Source organism: Limnobaculum allomyrinae (assembly GCF_016649425.1).
Classification (GTDB): domain Bacteria; phylum Pseudomonadota; class Gammaproteobacteria; order Enterobacterales; family Enterobacteriaceae; genus Limnobaculum; species Limnobaculum allomyrinae.
Window position 1 is genome coordinate 121,699 of record NZ_JADRCR010000003.1, and the last position, 21,275, is coordinate 142,973.

Here is a 21,275-nt window from a genome sequence, read left to right on the forward strand (position 1 = left end):
GATATCTTGTTTACTTAATTCACCCGTACCACCGTTGAATTACTACCATCCAGACTACCGGTAGGCAGTAATTCAGCAGGTACATCCTGAGAGACCTGCCTTTTACTTACTCTTCCTGCAACACCCTGTTGCAGGATGACTTCTGACAAAATATTGATAAAACCAAAGTAGCCGCCTGAAGGCAGCTGCTTTGGTCACTCAGTTACATAATGATTGGATTGACGCTGTTCTCGACCAGTACTTCGACACCAGAAACACCCATAGTCCAGACGTTATAGGTGTTACCTTGATACTGATAAGCGCTTTGCGATATGGCCCACTGACTGTCACCATTCTCCAGCTTCAGGGTGCTGCCTTCCTCACCATTGACAATAATGGCTTTATCACCACGGTGAATTGCCAGCTCTTCCGAACCCAGACGCAGAACATCATCCAGAGAGACTTTCATGGTGTTACTACTATCACCCATGTCGAATATCTCGATTGATTCCAGCTTGTCTTTCAACGCACTCAGATCTAACAGTTCGTTTTTACCTTCCAGAATCAAGGTGTCGATACCCTCATCACCAGAGATATAAGCAAAATCTGTTGAAGCCAGCTTGATGATATCGTTACCTGCCCCGCCCATGACCTGATCGCCGGTACCAATATGGATAAAGGTATCGTTGCCCAGACCACCCATCAGGATGTCAGCCTTATCGGTGCCGAACAAAATGTCATCACCAGCGGTATACATCTGAGAAATGGACAGCAGTGATTGCTGAGTGGTGGATAACAGAGAATGTGTGCTGGAAGATGCGCTGGACAGCGTATCGTCACCAACTTCAATCTGGTTGTTAGACAACAGCGTCACCAGGTCAGTACTTACCCCTTTCAGCGTTAGCAGCTCTTCAAAGCCATAAGCACCACCTTTACCATCACGGTCAATACTGATGATGGTATCGCCATTCAACTGCTCCACTTTCAGGTAATTCAGTATTCCCTGAGAAGCGAAGTCCAGCGTCATCTTGCCTTCATCCATAAAGCAGGAGTAAGAACCGGAGTAGTTAAGTACATCGCCCAAATCGATCAGATCGGCATTGTTGTTCGTCAGCAGATTACCCACGGTGAAACCATACACTGTGTCATGGCCGTTACCACCCCTACCGTCACCACTCTTACCGGTCAGCACTTTGTACATCAGTACATCGTTACCACCGTTGGTCAGGTAGAAGGTGTCATTGCCACCGCGGCCTTCAAACAGGTTATTCGCGGCGTTATCCGTGAATGTATCGCCCTGTGCAGAACCGATCAGACCTTCAATACTGACTAATTTGTCAGTACCCCATCCGGTTGCAACGCCGGTAGCCAGGTTAGCGGTAATCGCTGAAGCGGAACGACTGTAATCAACAATATCCAGCCCCGCCGTCTCACTCCAGACTTGCTGACCGCTGACTATCAGGTTCCAGCCGCCACCGCCGGTATAGGTATCATTTCCACCAGAGCCGAAGAAAGTATCGTTATAACCGGTACCGATAATGCCGGCTGTTCCTACCGTATTGTTGTTGGCATCCAAACTTTCTGCCGTCAGTACGTAAGCATCGTGCGACTTACTGGTTGTCAGGCCACCCCAGTTTGCGTTAACCGTGTTGTTGGCAAGGCCACCGATCAGTGGAACAGCGCCCACATGGTCAGTAACCCCGTTAGTGATACGCAGCAATTGCACCGAGTACACTTCGTTCGGATCTAATCCGAAGAAGCTGACCAGACCCATACTGTTACTGGAGCCGGACGCCTGCGGGTTAATCAGCTGTGTAGCAACACAGGCACCTTTAGAGTCATACAACTTAACGGTATTACTGTAGTAGGTATTAATACCGAAACCGTCAACAATACGGATTTGCAGACTGGTACCATCTGCTGCGATATTGGTATTTTTTACCAACAACGTTGGTGCGGAATCAGTGCTGGATACCACACCGGCATCGCTGCCGGAACGGTATAACACGATATCCATCGAGCCATCCCAGTCGTAGTCCAGCGCTACAGCACCGGTAATATTGTCGAACTTAGTAGAACCCGTCAGGCTGACTCCACCGCCATTCCAGACATCAGTCCCCAGATTGGTATACAACGTTGGGCTACCGTTCACGCCGGATCGTGGAATTTCGATAATGTCCATTTTACCGTCATGGTTCCAATCCACCGCCAGCGAAGTACCACCAGCCAGATTGTCACCAAACCACAGCGCCTGACTGTCCTGAGCAATCAACCTACCGGTACCATCGTTCAGATAGATACGGCTTTCATCGCTGTTAGCACCCGCTTTAGAACCACGGCTCAGGAACAGATCCAACCAGCCGTCGCCGTTAAAGTCAGCGTAGGTCATGGAGATGGATAGGTTACCGTAGTCTTCATGGCCATCATTAGTAAATACGTTGGCATAGTAACCAACGGAGCTGAAGTTAGTTTTTCCTGAACCATTATTGGTCAGTTGGTTATACAGAATGCCTAAACCACGAGACGTATTGCCAACAAAATTACCCACGCCGTTGTAGTCAATATGCGCCGTAATATCGACGGTACCGTTGTTATCGATATCCACTGCACCCACTTCGTGCATGATACTCAGGGCTGCCGGAATAGCTCCGCCAGGGTGCCCGTTATCAAAACCGGACACTTTCTCGTAGGACAGCACGCCTTTATCATTCTTCAGGAATGAAATGGAGTCAGCCTCAGAGTCTGCCAGCACGAAGTCCAGATAACCGTCACCTTCACGGTCATAGGCAATTACACCGCCCAGATGGTTCAGGGTTCCCTGATCCACAGCCTTCGGTGAGAAGGTACCGTCTGCATTCTGCATCCAGTAAGCAGTACGACCCGCGTTCTGGTACGAACTGACCTGTGACATCACATCGGTGTAACCATCACGGTTAATATCTGCAAACACCGCTGAGTTAACGTAACGGCTGTAAGTATTACTATCGATATCATAGCCAGCACCGTTTGAGGTGGACGGCTGAGCTAAATAGGTAGACTCATAGTTCTCACGATCGGTTGCGGTATACACACGACCGGCGTTAGCGGTAGTTGTACCGGAAGTACCACGTACGCTCTGGAAGAACGACCACAAACCGTCCTGACTGATGGTTACTGCCGCTGAGCTAAGACCACGACCATCGGAATCCGTGGTTCCACCCCATTTCTGAGTAATCAGCAAGCTGCCTTCACCGTCAGTTACACCGACGCTGGTAGCGGCTCCCATACTGGAGTGGTTACCGGCTTCATCCCACACCATAAACGCCAGGTTATGTGCACCCGCTGGCAGTTTAGTCGTCATGCTCCAGGAACCATCTGCATTCGCTTTCGCAAAGCCCAGCACCTGATCCAGACCTTCCTGATAGCTACCGTTACGGTTCTCATCGCTAACCAGTGCAACAATAGTACCGGCTTCTACCGTGCCATAATGGCTGCTGTCAAAGGTAAAGGCATCTTTAGTACTGACGTGTTTAGCAATATCCGGAGCTGCTGTAATCATGTCCGGTACTGTCAGATCGATGGAGACTTTATAATTCTCGGCAAACTTAGTATTTCTGCCCAGGTTACCTGCATTATCAATGACCTGAAGCCTAAAATTATACGTGGTGTCTGCTGAAACCTCAGGCAACGCGTAGCTCCAGTTATTACCGCTCAGCGTGAGTGTCTTCCAGGTCGCGCCATCATCCAGCGAGATCTGTAGTTTTTCACCGGTTAACAGCGCTGCACTCAGGGTACCGGTTACCGTTACATTACGGTCACGGGTAACCATATCCGTGTTAGTGAGTGTTGCACTGTGGCTGAACAGATCACCCGCCACCAGACCATGGCTGGTATCGGTAGTGATTTTCGCGGTCGTACTCAGGCCATTCATATCACGACTTTCTGTGATAATGCTCAGAGAATGGCTGTCGGTGCTACCCACATTACCGGCGGTATCCACCACGCGAGCTTTGATGGTGTAATCCCCATCAGCCAGCACTTTACTCTGTAGGTCAACAGTCCAGCCGCTATCGGTCAGCGTTGTTGCCTTAGTCCAGGTTTTGCCGCTATCCAGCGTAATTTCTACTGTCTCATCAGATTTCAGTGCTTTATCCAGCGTACCGCTAATCAACAACGTATTATCGTTGGTGATAAAGTCAGTACTGGAGCTACCGCGATCTTCAGTGATCGCAGTAATAGTAACTTTGGCGTCTGATATAAAGGTGTCTAAGGTAATGGTGTACGGCGCACAAGGTTCCGTTGAATTACCTACCGGATCGGTTTCTACCGCCGTGAACTTGTTTTCGCCCTGAGCCAATGCTGCTGCTGGTCGCAGGCTCCACTTGCCATTGGCATCAACAATAGTGCTACCAATCACATGTTTACCAGTACTGTCTGTGGTGTACACCGTAATGATGTCATCTTTAGTACCGGTACCACTGATGGTTGGACGACTATCGTCAGTCACACCACCTGATTTGATATTCCCCGTAATAATACCGACCTGATCGTCTACACCCGTAATAGCCAGTTTGCTTGGGTCTGGTGCGGTATAGTCGGTAATCAGCACAAAGTTGGCTGATGGCACACTGAGATTACCCGCTTTATCGGTGGCAGTAACATGGAACTCGTGTTTACCTTCAGAAATGGCTGTCGTTGGCGTATAAGTCCATTTACCGTCTGCTGTCGCAGTCACTGAACCTAACGTTACACTGCCGTCATATACTGTAGCCAGACTGTTTGCTTCAGCTTTACCCACCAGCGTTGGCGTAGAGTCATCGGTCATCGCGCCGCTGACCAGATCGCCCTGGATGGTGCCCACGTCATCAATAGCTTTATCAATAGTCGGTTGAGTCGGTGCTAACGTATCAATGGTAAACACAAACGGCGAAGTTTTCGGGCTGGTATTACCTGTTTTATCCGTCGCCGTGGCCGTAATGCTGTGTTCACCCGATCCCATATCGGCAACGGGTGTAAAACTCCATTTACCATTGCTGTCTACTGTGGTGCTACCTACCATCGCTGCGCCATCGTAAACGTTGATGATGCTGCCTTCTTTACCCTTACCGGTAATTTCCGGACGGGTATCGTCGGTTACGCCATTTTGCGCGATATTACCAGTGATGGTGCCCACATCATCAATCAGGGCAATAATAGAAACGGTCACCTTAGAAGAGTCTATCACCAGGTTAAAGGCAACTGCCTCACCTTGATTACCTGCTTTATCGGTTACCGTGATAGTGAACGGGTGTGAACCATCCGGTAGAGAGGTGCTCGGTGTGAAACTCCAGTCGCCGCTGGCATTCGCCATTGTCGAACCTATCATCGTACCATTGTCATAGATGATAACCTTACCGTTGGCCTCTGCCTTACCACTGAAGGTTGGCGTAGAATCATCGGTAATATCCCCGCTCTTCAGAGGACCAGTAACGGCTCCGACATCATCGATAACCACCAGATTACTCACCTTACCCGGAGCGGTAGTATCCACGATAATATCGAAAATACCCGTTGCCGGGCCGGTCTGCCCGATAGCATCCGTTGCCGTAGCTGTCAGGTTATGGACACCGTCGATTAATGCATTGGCCGGTGTGAAATGCCACTCGCCTTTACTGTCTGTTACTACCGAGCCTAACAGTTTGACATCATCATAAATCTTAATGATGTGGCCTTTATCGGCAGTACCGCTGATGGTCGGTTTGCTGTCATCCGTCACGCCACCTTTTTGTACCGTACCAGTAATGGTGCCTACATCATCCACCACGCTGACAATCACCGGAGCGCCAGGCCCCTTGGTTATCAGGGTGACGTTATATTCTGCACTCGGAACGGTGCTATTACCTACCGGATCCGATTCCACCGCAGTCAGTTCGTTTAGGCCACCCAATAGCGGAGAGGTCGGTTGCATTGACCACTTACCGTTGGTATCAACAATCGTTGAACCAATAACATGGTTGCCGGTACTGTCTTTACTGTAGACCGTGATCAGATCGCCTTTAGTACCCGTACCACTAATGGTTGGACGATTGTCATCGGTTTCACCACCTGACACCACATTACCGGTGATACCCCCTACTTGATCGTCAACACCGGTGATCGCCAGCTTTTTGATATCCGGTGGAGTATAGTCGGTGGTTAGTACGAAATCGGCTGATGGTAAGCTGACATTACCCGCTTTATCGGTAGCAGTAACATGGAACTCATGCTTACCTTCCGAAATGCCTGTTGTCGGCGTATAGGACCATTTACCGTCTGCCGCAGCAGTAACGGAGCCCAACGGTACATTGCCGTCATACACCTTCACCAGACTACCCGCTTCGGCTTTACCAATCAGGGTTGGCGTAGGGTCATCGGTCATCGCGCCATTCATCAGGTCACCCTGAATGGTGCCTACATCATCCACTGCCTTATCAATCGTTGGCTGATTCGGTGCCGCCGTGTCAATGTTAAATACAAACGCTGAGGTTGGTTTTGTAGTGTTACCCACCAAATCGGTTGCTGTGACCGTGATGCTGTGACCACCCTGCCCCAAATCCGCAGTCGGAGTAAAGCTCCATTTACCGTTGCTATCGACCGTAGTGCTACCCAGTAACGTACTGCCGTCGTATACCTTAACGATGCTATTTTCTTTACCCTTACCGGTAATTTCCGGGCGGGTATCGTCAGTGACGCCGTTTTGGGCAATATTGCCGGTGATATCACCCACGTCGTCAATCAGCGCCGTGATGGATACGGTTACCGTAGAGGTGTCTATTATCAGTTTAAAGGCCGTTGACTCGCCTTCATTACCTGCTTTATCCGTTACCGTGATAGTGAACGGATGTGTGCCGTCTGATAATGCGGTTGATGGCGTAAAGCTCCAGTTACCACTGGCATTAGCGGTAGTGTTACCAATAGCCACACCATTGTCATAAATAGTGACCTTACCATTGGCTTCCGCTTTGCCACTGAAAGTTGGCATGCTGTCATCAGTAATGTCCCCACTTTTCAGAGGGCCGGTGACCGCACCAACATCGTCGATAACCACCAGATTTTCTACTTTAGCGGGCGCTGTCGTATCCACAATAATATCGAAGATACCGGTTGATGGGCTGGTTTGACCGATTGCATCCGTTGAAGTCGCTGTCAGATTATGAATACCGTCTGTCAATGCCTTAGCTGGTGTAAAGTGCCACTCACCTTTGCTGTCTGTTACCACCGATCCTAGCAGTTTAACGTCGTCATAAATCTTAATGACACTATTCTTATCTGCAGTACCGTTGATAGTTGGTTTATTATCATCCGTTACTCCGCCCTTTTGCACCTCACCGATAATGGTACCGACATCATCAAGGATATTGATAATGACAGCGGTCGCAGGCCCTTTGGTAACCAGAGTAATAGTATAAGAGGTGCTTGGACTGGTAGCATTGCCTACCGGATCCGTTTCCACCGCCGTCAGCTCATTTAAGCCGCCCAGTAATGGAGATATCGGTTGTAATGACCATCTGTCATTGGCTCCTACCGTTGCTGAACCAATCACATGGTTACCGGTGCTGTCTTTGCTGTAGACCGTAATCAGATCGCCTTTGGTGCCGGTACCACTAATAGTCGGACGACTGTCATCGGTGAGCCCGCCTGATGCGACGTTACCCGTCAGTCCGCCCACTTGATCGTCTACTCCGGTAATCGCCAACTTGCTGGGATCCGGTGCAGTAAAATCCATCGTCAAAATAAAATCAGTCGATTTATCGCTAACGTTGCCGGCTTTATCCGTTGCCGTCACATGGAACTTGTGTTCCCCTTCCGATAAACCGGATACTGGTGTGAAGCTCCATTCACCGGTGGTAGCGTTTGCCGTAACCGAGCCCAGGAAGGCCTCACCGTCATACACCTTCACGATACTGCCTTTCTCGGCTTTACCCATCAGCGTTGGTGTTGGATCATCAGTCCAGCCGTGGTTATTCAGCGTGCCCTGAATAGTACCCACATCATCAATCGCGGAATCAATGGTTGGCACAGATGGTTTCACCGAATCAATTTCAAACACAAACGGCGAAGTTTTCGGGCTGGTATTGCCCGTTTTATCGGTGGCCGTAGCCGTAATACTGTGACTACCCTGTCCCAGATCTGAGGATGGTGTAAAACTCCAACTGCCATCGGCTTTCACCGAAGTAGAACCCAGCAGGTTTTCACCGTCATACACTTTGATGACGCTGCCAGTTTTACCTTCACCGATCACTTCCGGACGCGTATCGTCGGTCACTCCGGTATTTGGCGTAATCGGGCCGGTAATATCACCTACGTCATCCAATAGTTTGACAATTTTCACCGTCACTTTAGAGGTATCAATAGTCAGATTAAACTTGTCTGTCGCTGCCCCCGTGTTACCCGCTTTGTCGGTCACTTTAATGGTAAAGGTATAATCACCATCAGCCAGTGCGGTACTTGGGGTAAATGTCCAGTCACCGTTGCTATTGGCATCGGTTTTACCCACCACCGTATTACCGCTGTAGATGGTAACAGTACCGTTGGCTTCTGCCTTACCGGTAAAGGTTGGTGTACTGTCATCGGTGGTATCACCGCTGGTGAGGGCACCTGTCCAGTCACCTTCATTATCGATAACCACCAGATCGGTAGCTTTACCTGGTGCGATGGTATCTACGGTGAAATCAAAAGGACCGGTCTTTTCACTGGTTCTGCCGATAGTGTCAGTAACGCTGGCGCGAATTTCATATTTACCATCCGCCAAAGCTGGTGATGGTGTGAAAGTCCACTGACTGTCAGCACCGACTTTTGCCGAGCCGATCGCCACATCTTTGTTGTAAATAGTAACGATACCGTTGGCTACCGCGGAACCAATAATGGTTGGCGTATTGTCATCAGTGACATCGTATTTTTGCAGAGCAACAATCAGACCATCAACATTGTTGACGTTATCTTCCACTCGCTCGATTACTGGTGGTTCTGGTGGCAGGGTATTAATTAAAATACGGTATTCTGCGCTTGGACCAGCCTGATTACCCACAGGATCAACTTCGATAGCGGTAAAATCATTCTTGCCCGGGAGTAATGGCGATACTGGTTTCAGATGCCACTTACCGTTAGCATCTACCGTAGCGCGGCCAATCTCATGTTTACCTGAACTGTCGGTAGTGAACACAATAACCGTATCGCCTTTAGTGCCGGTACCATTGATGGTTGGACGCGTATCATCGGTAGTTTCTCCTGGCAGTACGTTACCCGTTTTTAACCCTACCTGATCGTCTACATCGGTAATAGCCAGTTTGCTAATATCCGGAGCTGTGTAGTCGGTGGTCAAAATGAAGTCGGCTGACGGCTTACTGGTATTACCTGCTGCATCAGTAGCACTAACATGGAACTTGTGCGCACCTTCAGAAATCGGTGTTGCTGGCGTAAAGTGCCATTCTCCGGTTACCCCATTAGCCACCGTGGAACCTAACAGAATGCTGCCGTCATACACTTTCACAATACTACCGTTTTCAGCCTTGCCTACCAGGGTTGGCGTTGGGTCATCGGTCATATCGCCGCTAAACAATGTGCCTTGTATTGCACCCACATCATCTTGTGCTGATTCAATGGTTGGAATAGCCGGTGCGGTAATATCTATTGAGAATTCAAACGCTGATGTTGGCAGGCTGATATTGCCCACTTTGTCAGTAGCAATCGCTGTAATACTGTGTGGGCCTTCGCTTAAATCAGAAGCAGGGGTAAAGCTCCAGCTTCCATCAGATTTAACCGTTGTTGACCCCAGCAGCGTACTGCCTTTGTCATAAACCTTGATTACGCTACCTGATTTACCTTCACCAAGGATGTCGGGACGGGTATCGTCGGTCACGCCAGCAGGCGTAATATTGCCCGTGATGGTACCTACGTTATCGACCAGTTTGGTGATACTCACCGCCACAGCGCTGGAATCAATGGTGATGTGCACATCCGGACTTGCTGCGCTGGTATTACCTGCCGCATCCGTCACTGTAGTACTGAAGGTATAATCGCCATCGGTTAATGATTCATTTGGCGTAAACGACCACTTACCGTCGGCATCTGCTGTGGTTGAGCCAATGACATTGCCATTATCATAAATGGTGATGGTGCTATTCGCTTCGGCCTGGCCTTCAAAGGTTGGCGTATTATCATCCGTGGTATCACCGCTAATCAGTGCCCCGGTGTGATCACCTACGTTGTCTTTGATAACCAGAGGGTCTACTGCATTTGGTGCCTTGGTATCCACTTCAAAGTTGAAGGCACCCGTTGGTTGACTGATTTCACCCGACGGGCTGGTAGCCGTGGCGGTGATATTGTGTTTACCATCAACCAGAACCGTAGCTGGAGTAAATATCCATACGCCATAACTGTCCGCAACCACAGACCCTAGCAATGAGAGGCCATCGTATACGTGGATGGTGTAACCAGCTTCAGCCGTACCAACGATGGTTGGCTGGTTATCATCCGTGATATCGCCTTTTCCAGCGGCCCGGTAATTGGGCCAACATCATCCAGTATGTTAACGATCACCGGAACCGGCAGCTTATTAACATCCAGTATGATGCTGTAAGGTGCACTGAGATCGGTGGAATTACCCACCGGATCCATTTCCATCGCGGTAAACTGGTTATAACCTGGTAATAATGGCGAGGTTGGCACCAGATTCCATTTACCATTAGCATCCACGGTTGTACTGCCAATTTCATGATGGCCGGATGCATCTTTTGTGTACACTATAACGGTATCACCAGCAGTACCGGTACCGCTGATAGTTGGACGAGTGTCATCAGTCAATCCACCATTGGCGATATTGCCGGTGATATCGCCTTCCCTATCGTCCACACCCGTAATCACCAGTTTGCTGATATCTGGCGCGGTGTAATCGGTGATCAGTATAAAGTCTGCTGATGGCTTACTAATATTGCCTGCTGCGTCAGTCGAGATGGCATGGAACTTATGTTCACCTTCTGAAATTGGCGTAGACGGAGTGAGGCTCCACTCTCCGGTTACGCTATCTGCCACCACCGAACCTAACAGAATGATGCCGTCATATACGGTAACGATATTGCCTTTTTCTGCTTTACCAATCAGGGTTGGGGTAGAATCATCCGTCATGCTACCGCTGCTTAACTCACCCTGTATTGAACCGACATCGTCTTTTACCAATTGAATAACCGGCATTGTCGGTGCTGAAATATCTATCGTGAATTCAAATGCTGATGTTGGGCTACTGAGATTGCCAGTCAGATCGGTGGCTGTTGCGGTAATACTATGTTTACCTTCGCTTAAATCTTTAGTCGGAGTAAGACTTCAGGTACCATCGGCTTTAACCGTTGTTGTACCTATCAATGTCTTATCATCATAAACCTTAATCAGGTTCCCAACTTTGCCCTGACCGATGATTTCCGGACGTACATCATCCGTGGTGCCGTGCGGCTTAATGCTGCCAGTGATGGTACCAACATCATCGATTAAGGTAGTAATACTGACCAGAACCTTGCTGGTATCAATAATAATCGATATTTCCGGCCCATCTGTATTGGTGTTACCGGCTTCATCTCTTACCGTAACGGTAATTTCGTGCTCACCATCAGCCAGAGGGACATCCGGAACAAATATCCAGTTTCCTTCCGTATCGGCCGTTGCTTCACCAATCTTCTCGCCGTTATCATAAATAACAACGGTATTGCCCGGTTCAGTATTACCGCTAATGGCCGGAGTATTGTTATCCGTAGTATCGCCATCATTTAATGGGCCCTGCTCCTGACCGGTATTATCAGTGATGATCAAACCTTCTGGTGCAGTAGGTACCTTGGTATCCACTTCAAAATTAAACACACCGGTATGTTCACTAACTTCACCCTCAGGGCTGGTCGCAGTAGCCATGATATTGTGCTTACCATCAGCCAGCGCTTTTTCTGGCATTAGACGCCAGACACCTTTGCTATCCGTGATCGTAGTACCCAGCAGAGATGCGCCATCGTAAACATGGACGATATAACCAACTCTGGCCGTACCAATGATAGTTGGCTGGTTATCGTCGGTAATCGCACCTTTTTGCAATACTCCGGTAATTGGCCCCACCTTGTCCACGATGTTAACGATTACCGGTTCGACTGGCTTAACAATGTCCAGATTAACGCTGTAGGGATCGCTTGGCGTGGTGGCATTACCTACCGGGTCGCTTTCTATCGCAGTAAACTGGTTATTACCCGGCAGCAATGGCGTTGCCGGTTGCAGACTCCACTTGCCATCGGCATCAACCAGAGTTTTACCAATCTCATGATTACCGGTGGCATCTTTTACATACACCACAATGGTATCGCCAGCAGTACCGGTACCGCTGATGATTGGACGGGCATCATCAGTCATGCCATTGTTGATAACATTACCCGTGGTGGCGCCTTCCTGATCTTCCACGCCAGTAATTGCCAGCTTGCTACGGTCTGGTGGGGTGTAGTCGGTGGTCAGAACAAAATCTAATGATGGCTGGCTGGTATTTCCAGCCTTATCTGTTGCAGTAACGTGGAAGTGATGCTCACCTTCTGAAATCGGTTTAGCTGGTGTGAAGACCCACTCACCCGTTATCCCATTGGCAACCGCAGAACCTAACAGCTCAGAGCCATCGTATACCTTAACAATACTGTTTATTTCAGCTTTACCGAGCAGGGTTGGCGTTGAATCATCGGCAGCGCCGCCGTTGCTTAATCGACCCTGAATGGTACCCACATCATCGATTGCTGATTCAATTGTTGGTATCGCTGGAGCTATCGTATCGACCGTAAAATCAAATGTTGGTGAGACTGGACTGGTATTACCGGCTTTATCCGTTTCGGTTACGGTAATTTGATGGTGGTCATCGGTTAAATCTGAAGCCGGGGTGAAACTCCAGTTACCCTGATTATCAATAATTGTTGTACCAATTTCTTTACCATCAACAAAAACGGTAATGGTATTACCGGGCTCCCCGGAGCCAGTAATTTCCGGACGGGCATCATCAATAACAGCACCGTTGGTAATCGGCCCCTGAATGGTGCCAACATCATCAATAATATCGTTAAACAGTGGTCTTTGTGGGGCGGTAATATCAATGATAAACGAGAAATCATCAGATGAAGCGCTGATTGAACCAGAAGCGTTCGTCTGAGTAATGGTAATCGAATGATCACCCTCGCTTAATGCCGTTGCAGGTTTAAAGCTCCAGGTACCATCAGCTCCCACAATGGCGATACCAATCGCTTTTCCGTTGTCATAAATGGTAATTGTATTACCCGCATCACCGGTACCATAAATTAACGGCTTTTGTTCATCGGTTGAAGAACCATAGGCAATAGGGCCAGTAATAGACCCCGTCGCATCCATTGCTCCACTAAGAACAGGTACGGAAGCGGGTAGTGGCGCTGGGGCCGGGCTACTACTGTCATCATCTTTATGAAAGACCACGGCCGCCAATGCACCCAGCGCTGCTACCCCAAGAAACCAGGGCCACAATGCCAGTAAATCATGATCGTGATCCGTGTCGTTAAATAAATACGCACCATTACCTAAAGGCATGCCACCAAGCGCCGCCGACGCCAACGTGCCATTCTCAAACTGGTAACCTTCACCTAATGCGGAACCATTTGTCACCATATAGGCATAAAGTTGGCCATCCTCGGCCATACCTAATATCGGTTCATTATTACCGGAAACATAATAGTCCTGAATAACAATAGCAGGGGTAGAGTCACCCTCTAAAATGACATACAGGTCATCACCATTACGCTGAAGAGTCACGTTTTCTGGAGCATAGTTATCAGTTTTATTTTTTAGCAGATATTTACAGCCCGGCTGAATTTTGATTTTGATAGGTCTTCCAGCATCAACAGACATAACCTGCGAGGTACTACTTCCTGAATTAACCAATAAGCTGACATTATGATTCATATGAGAATAGCTCCTTTATTCCTATTCATTCCCAGAAAAGCGCATAGGCTACGCGGATGCATAACCTAATAATTATAAAAACAGCAGACTAAAAGCCGCATGATAAAAAGGTTGATATATTAACCTAAAACCCAATAAAAACCCCAACAAATAACAAAAATAAAAATGTTGCCGATAAATTAAAAAAATAGATTAACCACGTTAAGTAACATATAAAATAAATTTGATTTATTTAAAAAATATCGATTAAAAACAATTAATTAAATATAAAATAAAATGAAAAATCAAACATGCCAAATAAAACAACAATTAAATAAATAGTAAAAATCAATCATTAAATTTAAATTTCAAACAAGTAGTTAAATAAACAATTAAAGATATAGTTATAATTAAATTAAGTTTATTTGAAATATAAAAATAAAAAAACAAACAAGTTATTAAAAATAAAACAAACAACGCCAATATAAAATATAAATAATAGCCATAACATTCCTTAGTCAATAAAATCAAAAATAACGATGTGAAAACTTAATCATATACAGTAAAAAACCAATGATAAAAAATCATTGAAATACATAGTATTAGATAAAAAAATTATGTATTCATTCAAACTAACTGTACTTGGCATTTGCTATCGCTATTTATAACAGTGTAAAAACACTCATATTTCCTTCAGAAATAGACAGTAACAAAACGCTTTACACCATTAGAACCCACCTGAATTCCGACAGAAAATAATTGATATCTGATAATTGAAATCAGGATTATCAACCACGTCTCCCCCTACAAACCACACACAATCACATAATGTTGACCCAGAACAAAATCAGAATTATATTTTGATTTAATTAAATAGTTAGATTATTCAACTAAAAACAGTCAAGCATGGCTAAAAATAATACAATTAAAGTGAAAACATATGGATGCTTCAAATACCCGACAATTGATTGAGCTTGATGGAGTGCGCGTTTGAGATACTGGATATGACAACCGTTGTCTTTTACAAAAACTATCAGCAGATAGCAGCAAAAAACGAAACCAAAAAAAAACGACCTGTTATTCAGGTCGTTTCTTATATCAACGATCGCTTAACGGCGATCGCGCTATCCGGCTAATCAATTACAGAATGGCAGGGTTCACTACATTCTCAAGTGGTGCAACTTCAACCACAGAGGCTCCCATTGTCCAGACATTATAACTGCTGCCTTCTGGTTGATAATGGCTCTGCGCTACATTCTCTGTCTGTAGCGCGCTTTCCTTCTCGCTATCGGCAGCAAAGGTTAACTCATCCGAACCAATACGCAGAACATCACTCAGAGAAACGTCCATTACGCCCTCTGCGGCATCAGCCCTTGTATCAACGGTAAAGTTAAACACGTCGGATGGATCACTGACATTGCCATGCATATCTTTCGCTGTAACCGTAATCTTGTGTTCACCATCTACCAATGCATATATTGGCGTAAATGACCACTTACCGCTTGCATCTGCCTGCGTTGAACCAATTAACGTATTATTGTCGTACAGAGAAATGATGCTTTCATTATTAGTCATTCCCTGCAGAGTTGGACGGTTGTCATCTGTAGTATCACCGTTTTGTAGCATGCCTTGTATCGAACCAACATCATCCAACGCACCAGTAATCATCGTAGGAGCCATACCAATCCCACATGAGATAACAATGGTGAATGGTGGCGTTGGCATAGTCATCTCACCATCAGTATTCACCCCAACAGCCGTTAGCGCATTGTCACCCTCTGGTAGCGGATTTACCGGACGCAAGCTCCATGAACCATCGGCATCAACCATGGTTCTTCCCAGTTCATGCTGATCGGTAGTATAGACAATGATCATATCGCCAACGGTACCCGTTCCCTTGATAACTGGACGATTATCATCAGTCATATCACCAATGCTAAGGCTACCGGTGAAAGTACCAACTTGATCAAGTACTTCGGTAATCGCCAGCTCCGGATAAGAAGCCGCATAATCAAGGATAACCACATAATCAGCTGACGGCTGGCTTACCACTTCCTCAGCATTCGTTGCGGTAACAAAGAAAACATGATTCCCATCGGATAATGGCAACTCAGGGGTAAAGCTCCAGTTATAATCATCATTAACGACTGCACTACCCAGCAGAACACCACGATCATACACATGGATGATATCTCCCAGCTCGCCTTTACCAAGTAGCGTTGGCGTAAAGTCATCACTGACGCCGCCATTGCTCACCACTTCCTGAGCGTCATTAATCACCACATCAATGGTCGGCACCGACGGCTCTTCCGGCAGCGGCGGATGAATATGAAGGTCATAATCCACAATCACCGTAAACTCGCCTGACGGAGAGCCCGTATTGCCCGCCGCGGTAAAGGCATGTTCGCCTTCCGCCAGGTCTGTGGCCGGCGTAAAGCTCCACTTACCCGCACTGTCGGCAATGGTCGAGCCCAGAAGGATGCCATTATCAAAAATGTTCACCACGCTGCCCTGCTCTGCGGTGCCCTTCAGCGTCGGTGTGCCATTATTGATGGCGGTACCGTTAGTCAGATCGCCACGGAAATCAGCAGACACGGAGTCAATGGTCGGCACCGACGGCTCTTCCGGCAGCGGCGGATGAATATGGAGGTCATAATCCACAATCACCGTAAACTCGCCTGACGGAGAGCCCGTATTGCCCGCCGCGGTAAAGGCATGTTCGCCTTCCGGCAGGTCTGTGGCCGGCGTAAAGCTCCACTTACCCGCACTGTCGGCAATGGTCGAGCCCAGAAGGATGCCATCATCAAAAATGTTCACCACGCTGCCTTGCTCTGCGGTGCCCTTCAGCGTCGGTGTGCCATTATTGATAGCGGTACCGTTAGTCAGATCGCCACGGAAATCAGCAGACACGGAATCGATGGTCGGAGTGGATGATGGAATAGTATCCACGGTAAAGACAAACTCTGGGCTTCGTTCACTCTGGTGCCCCACTACATCAACTTCTGATGCAGTCAGACGGTGCTCGCCATCAGCCAGGTTAAATTCTGGCGTAAAGCTCCACTGTCCATTCATATCTGCAGTAGTAGAGCCTATTTCAATCTCACCATCATAAATTTTGACCACATTACCGGCTGTTGCCACACCCATAATCTGTGGACGAGCATCATCGGTCACACTATTCATGGTCAGTTGACCGACCACAGAACCGACATCATCAATCAGTTGAGTGATCTGAATAACGTTTGGTGTTCCCGGATTATCAATTATCAGGTGAATAGATCCACTCTGCTCACTCTGATTGCCCACAGGATCTATCGCTACAACAGTAAAATGATACTCCCCGAATGGTAGTGGGGTAGCTGGCGTAAATGTCCAGTTACCATCCGCATCTACCGGGGCAGAAGCAATAATCTGGTCGTTCGCATAAATGACAATAATATTGCCGGCTTCTCCCTTACCGTTAAAGGTTGGAGTAGGGTCGTCGGTTACATCACCATTTTTCAATATGCCCTGATAATTACCAACATTATCAGTAATCACAAAATCGGTTACCGGCATTGGCGCTGTGGTATCAACCGTAATGGGATAGACCGACGATACCAGTAATAGATTGCCATCAGAGTCCATCAGATCCGCTATCAGCTCATTTCTTCCCTCAGCTAATGCGATGTTTGATTGCAAGCTCCATTGACCATCAGCATCTACCGTTGCCCGACCTATTTCACGCATCCCTTCATTAGCGATAGCGTAAACAATCACCTGCTGACCAACAGAGCCAATCCCGCCAATTTGCGGACGTGCATCATCAGTAACACCATCATAGGTAACAAAACCGGTTACCATACCCACATCGTCCACAACCTGAGTAATTTCCACGAAGTTCGGTATCACCACGCCATCCAGAATCAGATTAAAGGATCCGCTCTGGTCACTCAGATTCCCTGCTGCATCCATTGCTGTAGCAGTAAAATCATACTCACCCATAGCTAATGGGGTTGCCGGGGTAAATGTCCAGTTGCCGTTGGCATCCACGGAGGTGGAACCAATAATTTGACCATTGCCATAAATAATAACGACATTGCCCGCGTCAGCTTTACCGCTAAAGGTTGGCGTATAGTCATCGGTGTTATCGCCGTTTTGCAGCATGCCCTGAGAATCACCAACATCATCGGTTACGAACTCAATGGTTGGCGTAGCCGGTGGTTCCTCCACTGGTGGAACAATCGTGATATCACTATCAATAATCACAATAAAGCCCGGTGATTGCTGGCTCATATTGCCTGCTGCATCAACAGAGGACACGGTAAAGACATGCTCCTCGTAAGGCAGTTCGGTTGCTGGCGTAAAGCTCCAGTGACCGGTGTTATCCACTATTGTCGAACCCAGAACAGCGCCATTATCGAAAATGATCACCACGCTGCCCTGTTCCGCCGTACCTTTCAGTATTGGCCGGGTATCATTAGTGGCCGTTCCGCTACTCAGGTCGTCGCGAACATCAGCAGAGATGGATTCAATAGCTGGCGTGGCTGGAGCCACCGTATCAACAATCACCACAAACTCGGCGGTTGGCTTGCCGACATTACCGGCCGCATCAACTGCCGCCGCGGTAATACTGTGCTGACCATCAGCCAGATCGACGGCAGGTGTAAAGCTCCACTCACCGTTAGTATCAACAACCGTAGAACCTAACAGTACCCCACCGTCGTAAATATTAATAACATCGCCAGAAAGAGCAGTTCCGCTAATCTGCGGACGAGTATCATCGGTGACACCATTAGAGGCAAGTAAACCGGTTACCGCACCCACGTCGTCGATGATATGAGTGATTTCCACCAAGTTCGGTATCACCACGCCATCCAGAATCAGATTAAAGGATCCGCTCTGGTCACTCAGATTCCCTGCTGCATCCATTGCTACAGCAGTAAAATCATACTCACCCATAGCTAATGGGGTTGCCGGGGTAAATGTCCAGTTGCCGTTGGCATCCACGGAGGTGGAACCAATAATTTGACCATTGCCATAAATAATAACGACATTGCCCGCGTCAGCTTTACCGCTAAAGGTTGGCGTATAGTCATCGGTGTTATCGCCGTTTTGCAACATGCCCTGATAATCACCAACATCATCGGTTACAAACTCAATCGTCGGTATTTCCAGTACCGGAGGATGAATAGTCAGCACCCATTCTTCTGATGGTGCGCTCTGGTTTCCGGCCTTATCGGTTGCAATAACGGTGATATGGTGTTCGCCGGCAGGCAAAGGACTTTCCGGTGTAAAGCTCCATTTGCCATCTTCACCGACAATCACTTGCCCAATAATAGTGCCGTTTCCGGCAGCATTTTTACTCATAAATGCCGGGCTAATCCCGGTAGTATGATTATAAATGGTAATGGTGCTACCCGGTTCAGCTTCACCGGAGAAGGTTGGTAATGAACTGTCACCGGCAATATCGCTAATAATCGGTGTTGCTGGCGGTACGGTATCAACAATAAACGGAAAATCTTCAGCAGAGCAATTAATCTCCCCGGACGGGCTGGTTTGGATAAGAGAAATGTTGTGTGAACCATCACTTAAAACGGTATCAGCGGTAAAAATCCAGTTGCCTTCTGCATCGACGGTAGTTGAACCTATTTCCTCACCGTTATCATAAAGAATAATCGTGCAACCCGCTTCTCCCGTACCCTGAACCGTTGTTTGGTTTTGATCTGAACTCATGTCGCCAACAACAGGAGTGGCAATAGTGCCATCAACTACGCCAGAACCATCAGGATTCGGCAAAGGTTCTGGTTCTGGTTCTGGTTCTGGTTCTGGTTCGGATTCAGACTCTGGCTGAGGTTCTGGCTGGGTTTCAGGTTGAGTTTCTGGCTGAGATCCCAAAGGTGGATAAGAAGACGAGCCGTTGCCATCGCTTTTATTATGATCATAAATCCCATAGCCAATAGCTGAAGCACCAATAACGGCGGCACCCAAAAACCATGGCCATGATGCCATTACACTACTATCACCGTATTCCGCGCTTTCAAACAAATAGGAGGCATCCCCTTGTGGTATACCACCAAGAGAAACAGAAGTTAAGGAGCCATTCTCATTAGCAGCTGGATATGAATAAAGTTGTCCATCATCCCCCATACCAAGGAATGGCTGGCTATTGCCAGAAATATAATAATCTTCAGCAACGATAGCCGGATTCTCTTCTCCCTCAAGAATGACATACAAGTCGTCGCCATTGCGCTGCAACATTACATTCTTCGGTGCATAGTTATCATCTGCATTTTTTAGCAGATACTGATTACCCGGTTGGAATTTGATTTTGATCGGTTTCCCTGCATCAAGGGAGATCACCTGAGAAGAACCGTTGCCTGAATTAACTAATAAACTGGCGTTATTACTCATATTAGAATAGCTCCTTTATTCATTACCAGTAACAAAATAGATTTACAACTCGTTTGATGGTAACTGTTTAATTAAATGTTTATATTGAATTTTATCCTTATCCAAACATCTTATCTTACAATACAAGCATCATTCTATTTAATGATCGTCCAACGCTATCATTTGAACTATTCATCCTAATAAAAGTATTAAACCAGCCAATAAATTCATTAATTATCACACTCTTCAATAAAAATAATAATGAACAGGAATAAATCAGATTTAATTGCTGATGTGTTGCTTTACATTGGTTGATCAGACAATAAAACTGATGATGTAACAGTGAATTAATTCAATATCAAAACAACAGGCAACACGAACACTTAAAAATAAAATACAATAAAAACAATAAATTAAATGAAGTCATCACGTTCTGTATAGATAAAACCAACACAAAATTTGTAAAAAAACAGATGAAACAACATAAATGATTTTAAATAAAAACAATTTACCAACGGTAATAAAAAAAGAGCCAAATAAAAAAGCCAAAATATACTAAACTTAACATCACCTGAAAAAACACACCAACTCGTTAATAATTAAAATAAATTAATTTCTGATTTCACAACCATCTCTTTTAAAAAAAACAAAAGAGCAGCCTGAAAGCTGCTCTTTCTATTATTCAATGCTCACATTTACAATATAAAAATATAATAACGATTTATAGATTTGATGCCTGAAGCTGCCGGATATGAGCCTCTATCGTTGCTAAACGAACCTGCATCTCGTTGCTTATTCTCTCTGGCGTGTAATTTTCGGCCAGTAAACGTTCAATCTGTAGAGCGATATTCTGCTCTTTTCCTTTATAGATATAATAGGTTTGGAATGTCTTCTTGCACTCCGCGCAGTAATAACGCTGTCGTCCTGTTCTACCTATACCATGCCTCTTAATACGGTCGGCCCTGCCACAATAATGGCAAATTGGTGTATCCTTTTTCATAAATTATTCTCCA

The 21,275-nt window shown here is 46.8% G+C and carries 7 protein-coding genes; 1 reads left to right on the forward strand and 6 read right to left on the reverse strand.

The features are described from left to right. Positions 1–14: 14 nt before the first annotated feature. Genes I2494_RS20525 through I2494_RS08200 form a run of 4 tightly spaced genes read right to left on the reverse strand, consistent with a single transcriptional unit; the run spans position 15 to position 13,911 of the window. On the reverse strand, positions 15–149 hold the full coding sequence (locus tag I2494_RS20525; protein ID WP_267081246.1) for a hypothetical protein: 135 nt from the start codon (positions 147–149) through the stop codon (positions 15–17). A 53-nt stretch (positions 150–202) separates the two neighbouring features. Further along, positions 203–10,456: an Ig-like domain-containing protein gene (locus I2494_RS08190; RefSeq protein ID WP_228350902.1), complete on the reverse strand. Its 10,254-nt coding sequence runs from the start codon at positions 10,454–10,456 to the stop codon at positions 203–205. Continuing rightward, a complete protein-coding gene (locus I2494_RS08195) occupies positions 10,372–11,253 on the reverse strand; it encodes an Ig-like domain-containing protein (protein ID WP_321206118.1) in 882 nt (293 codons plus the stop codon). Before I2494_RS08195 ends, I2494_RS08190 begins: the two co-directional genes overlap by 85 nt. Before the next feature lie 42 nt (positions 11,254–11,295). Beyond that, positions 11,296–13,911 (reverse strand): Ig-like domain-containing protein, encoded by a 2,616-nt coding sequence (locus I2494_RS08200; RefSeq protein ID WP_218467592.1) that lies wholly within the window; start codon positions 13,909–13,911, stop codon positions 11,296–11,298. A 983-nt stretch (positions 13,912–14,894) separates the two neighbouring features. Here I2494_RS08200 and I2494_RS20535 point away from each other — a divergent pair. Beyond that, entirely contained in the window at positions 14,895–15,026 is a 132-nt protein-coding gene (locus I2494_RS20535; RefSeq protein ID WP_267081247.1) for a hypothetical protein, read from the forward strand. Positions 15,027–15,030: 4 nt separating this feature from the next. On the opposite strand, the gene I2494_RS08205 is transcribed toward I2494_RS20535, so the two are convergent. Together I2494_RS08205 and I2494_RS08210 are read right to left on the reverse strand one after the other, a co-directional pair. Beyond that, positions 15,031–20,283, reverse strand: a complete 5,253-nt coding sequence (locus I2494_RS08205; RefSeq protein ID WP_218467593.1) for an Ig-like domain-containing protein — start codon at positions 20,281–20,283, stop codon at positions 15,031–15,033. A 700-nt stretch (positions 20,284–20,983) separates the two neighbouring features. Continuing rightward, positions 20,984–21,262 (reverse strand): IS1/IS1595 family N-terminal zinc-binding domain-containing protein, encoded by a 279-nt coding sequence (locus tag I2494_RS08210; protein WP_218467594.1) that lies wholly within the window; start codon positions 21,260–21,262, stop codon positions 20,984–20,986. Positions 21,263–21,275 lie beyond the last annotated feature (13 nt).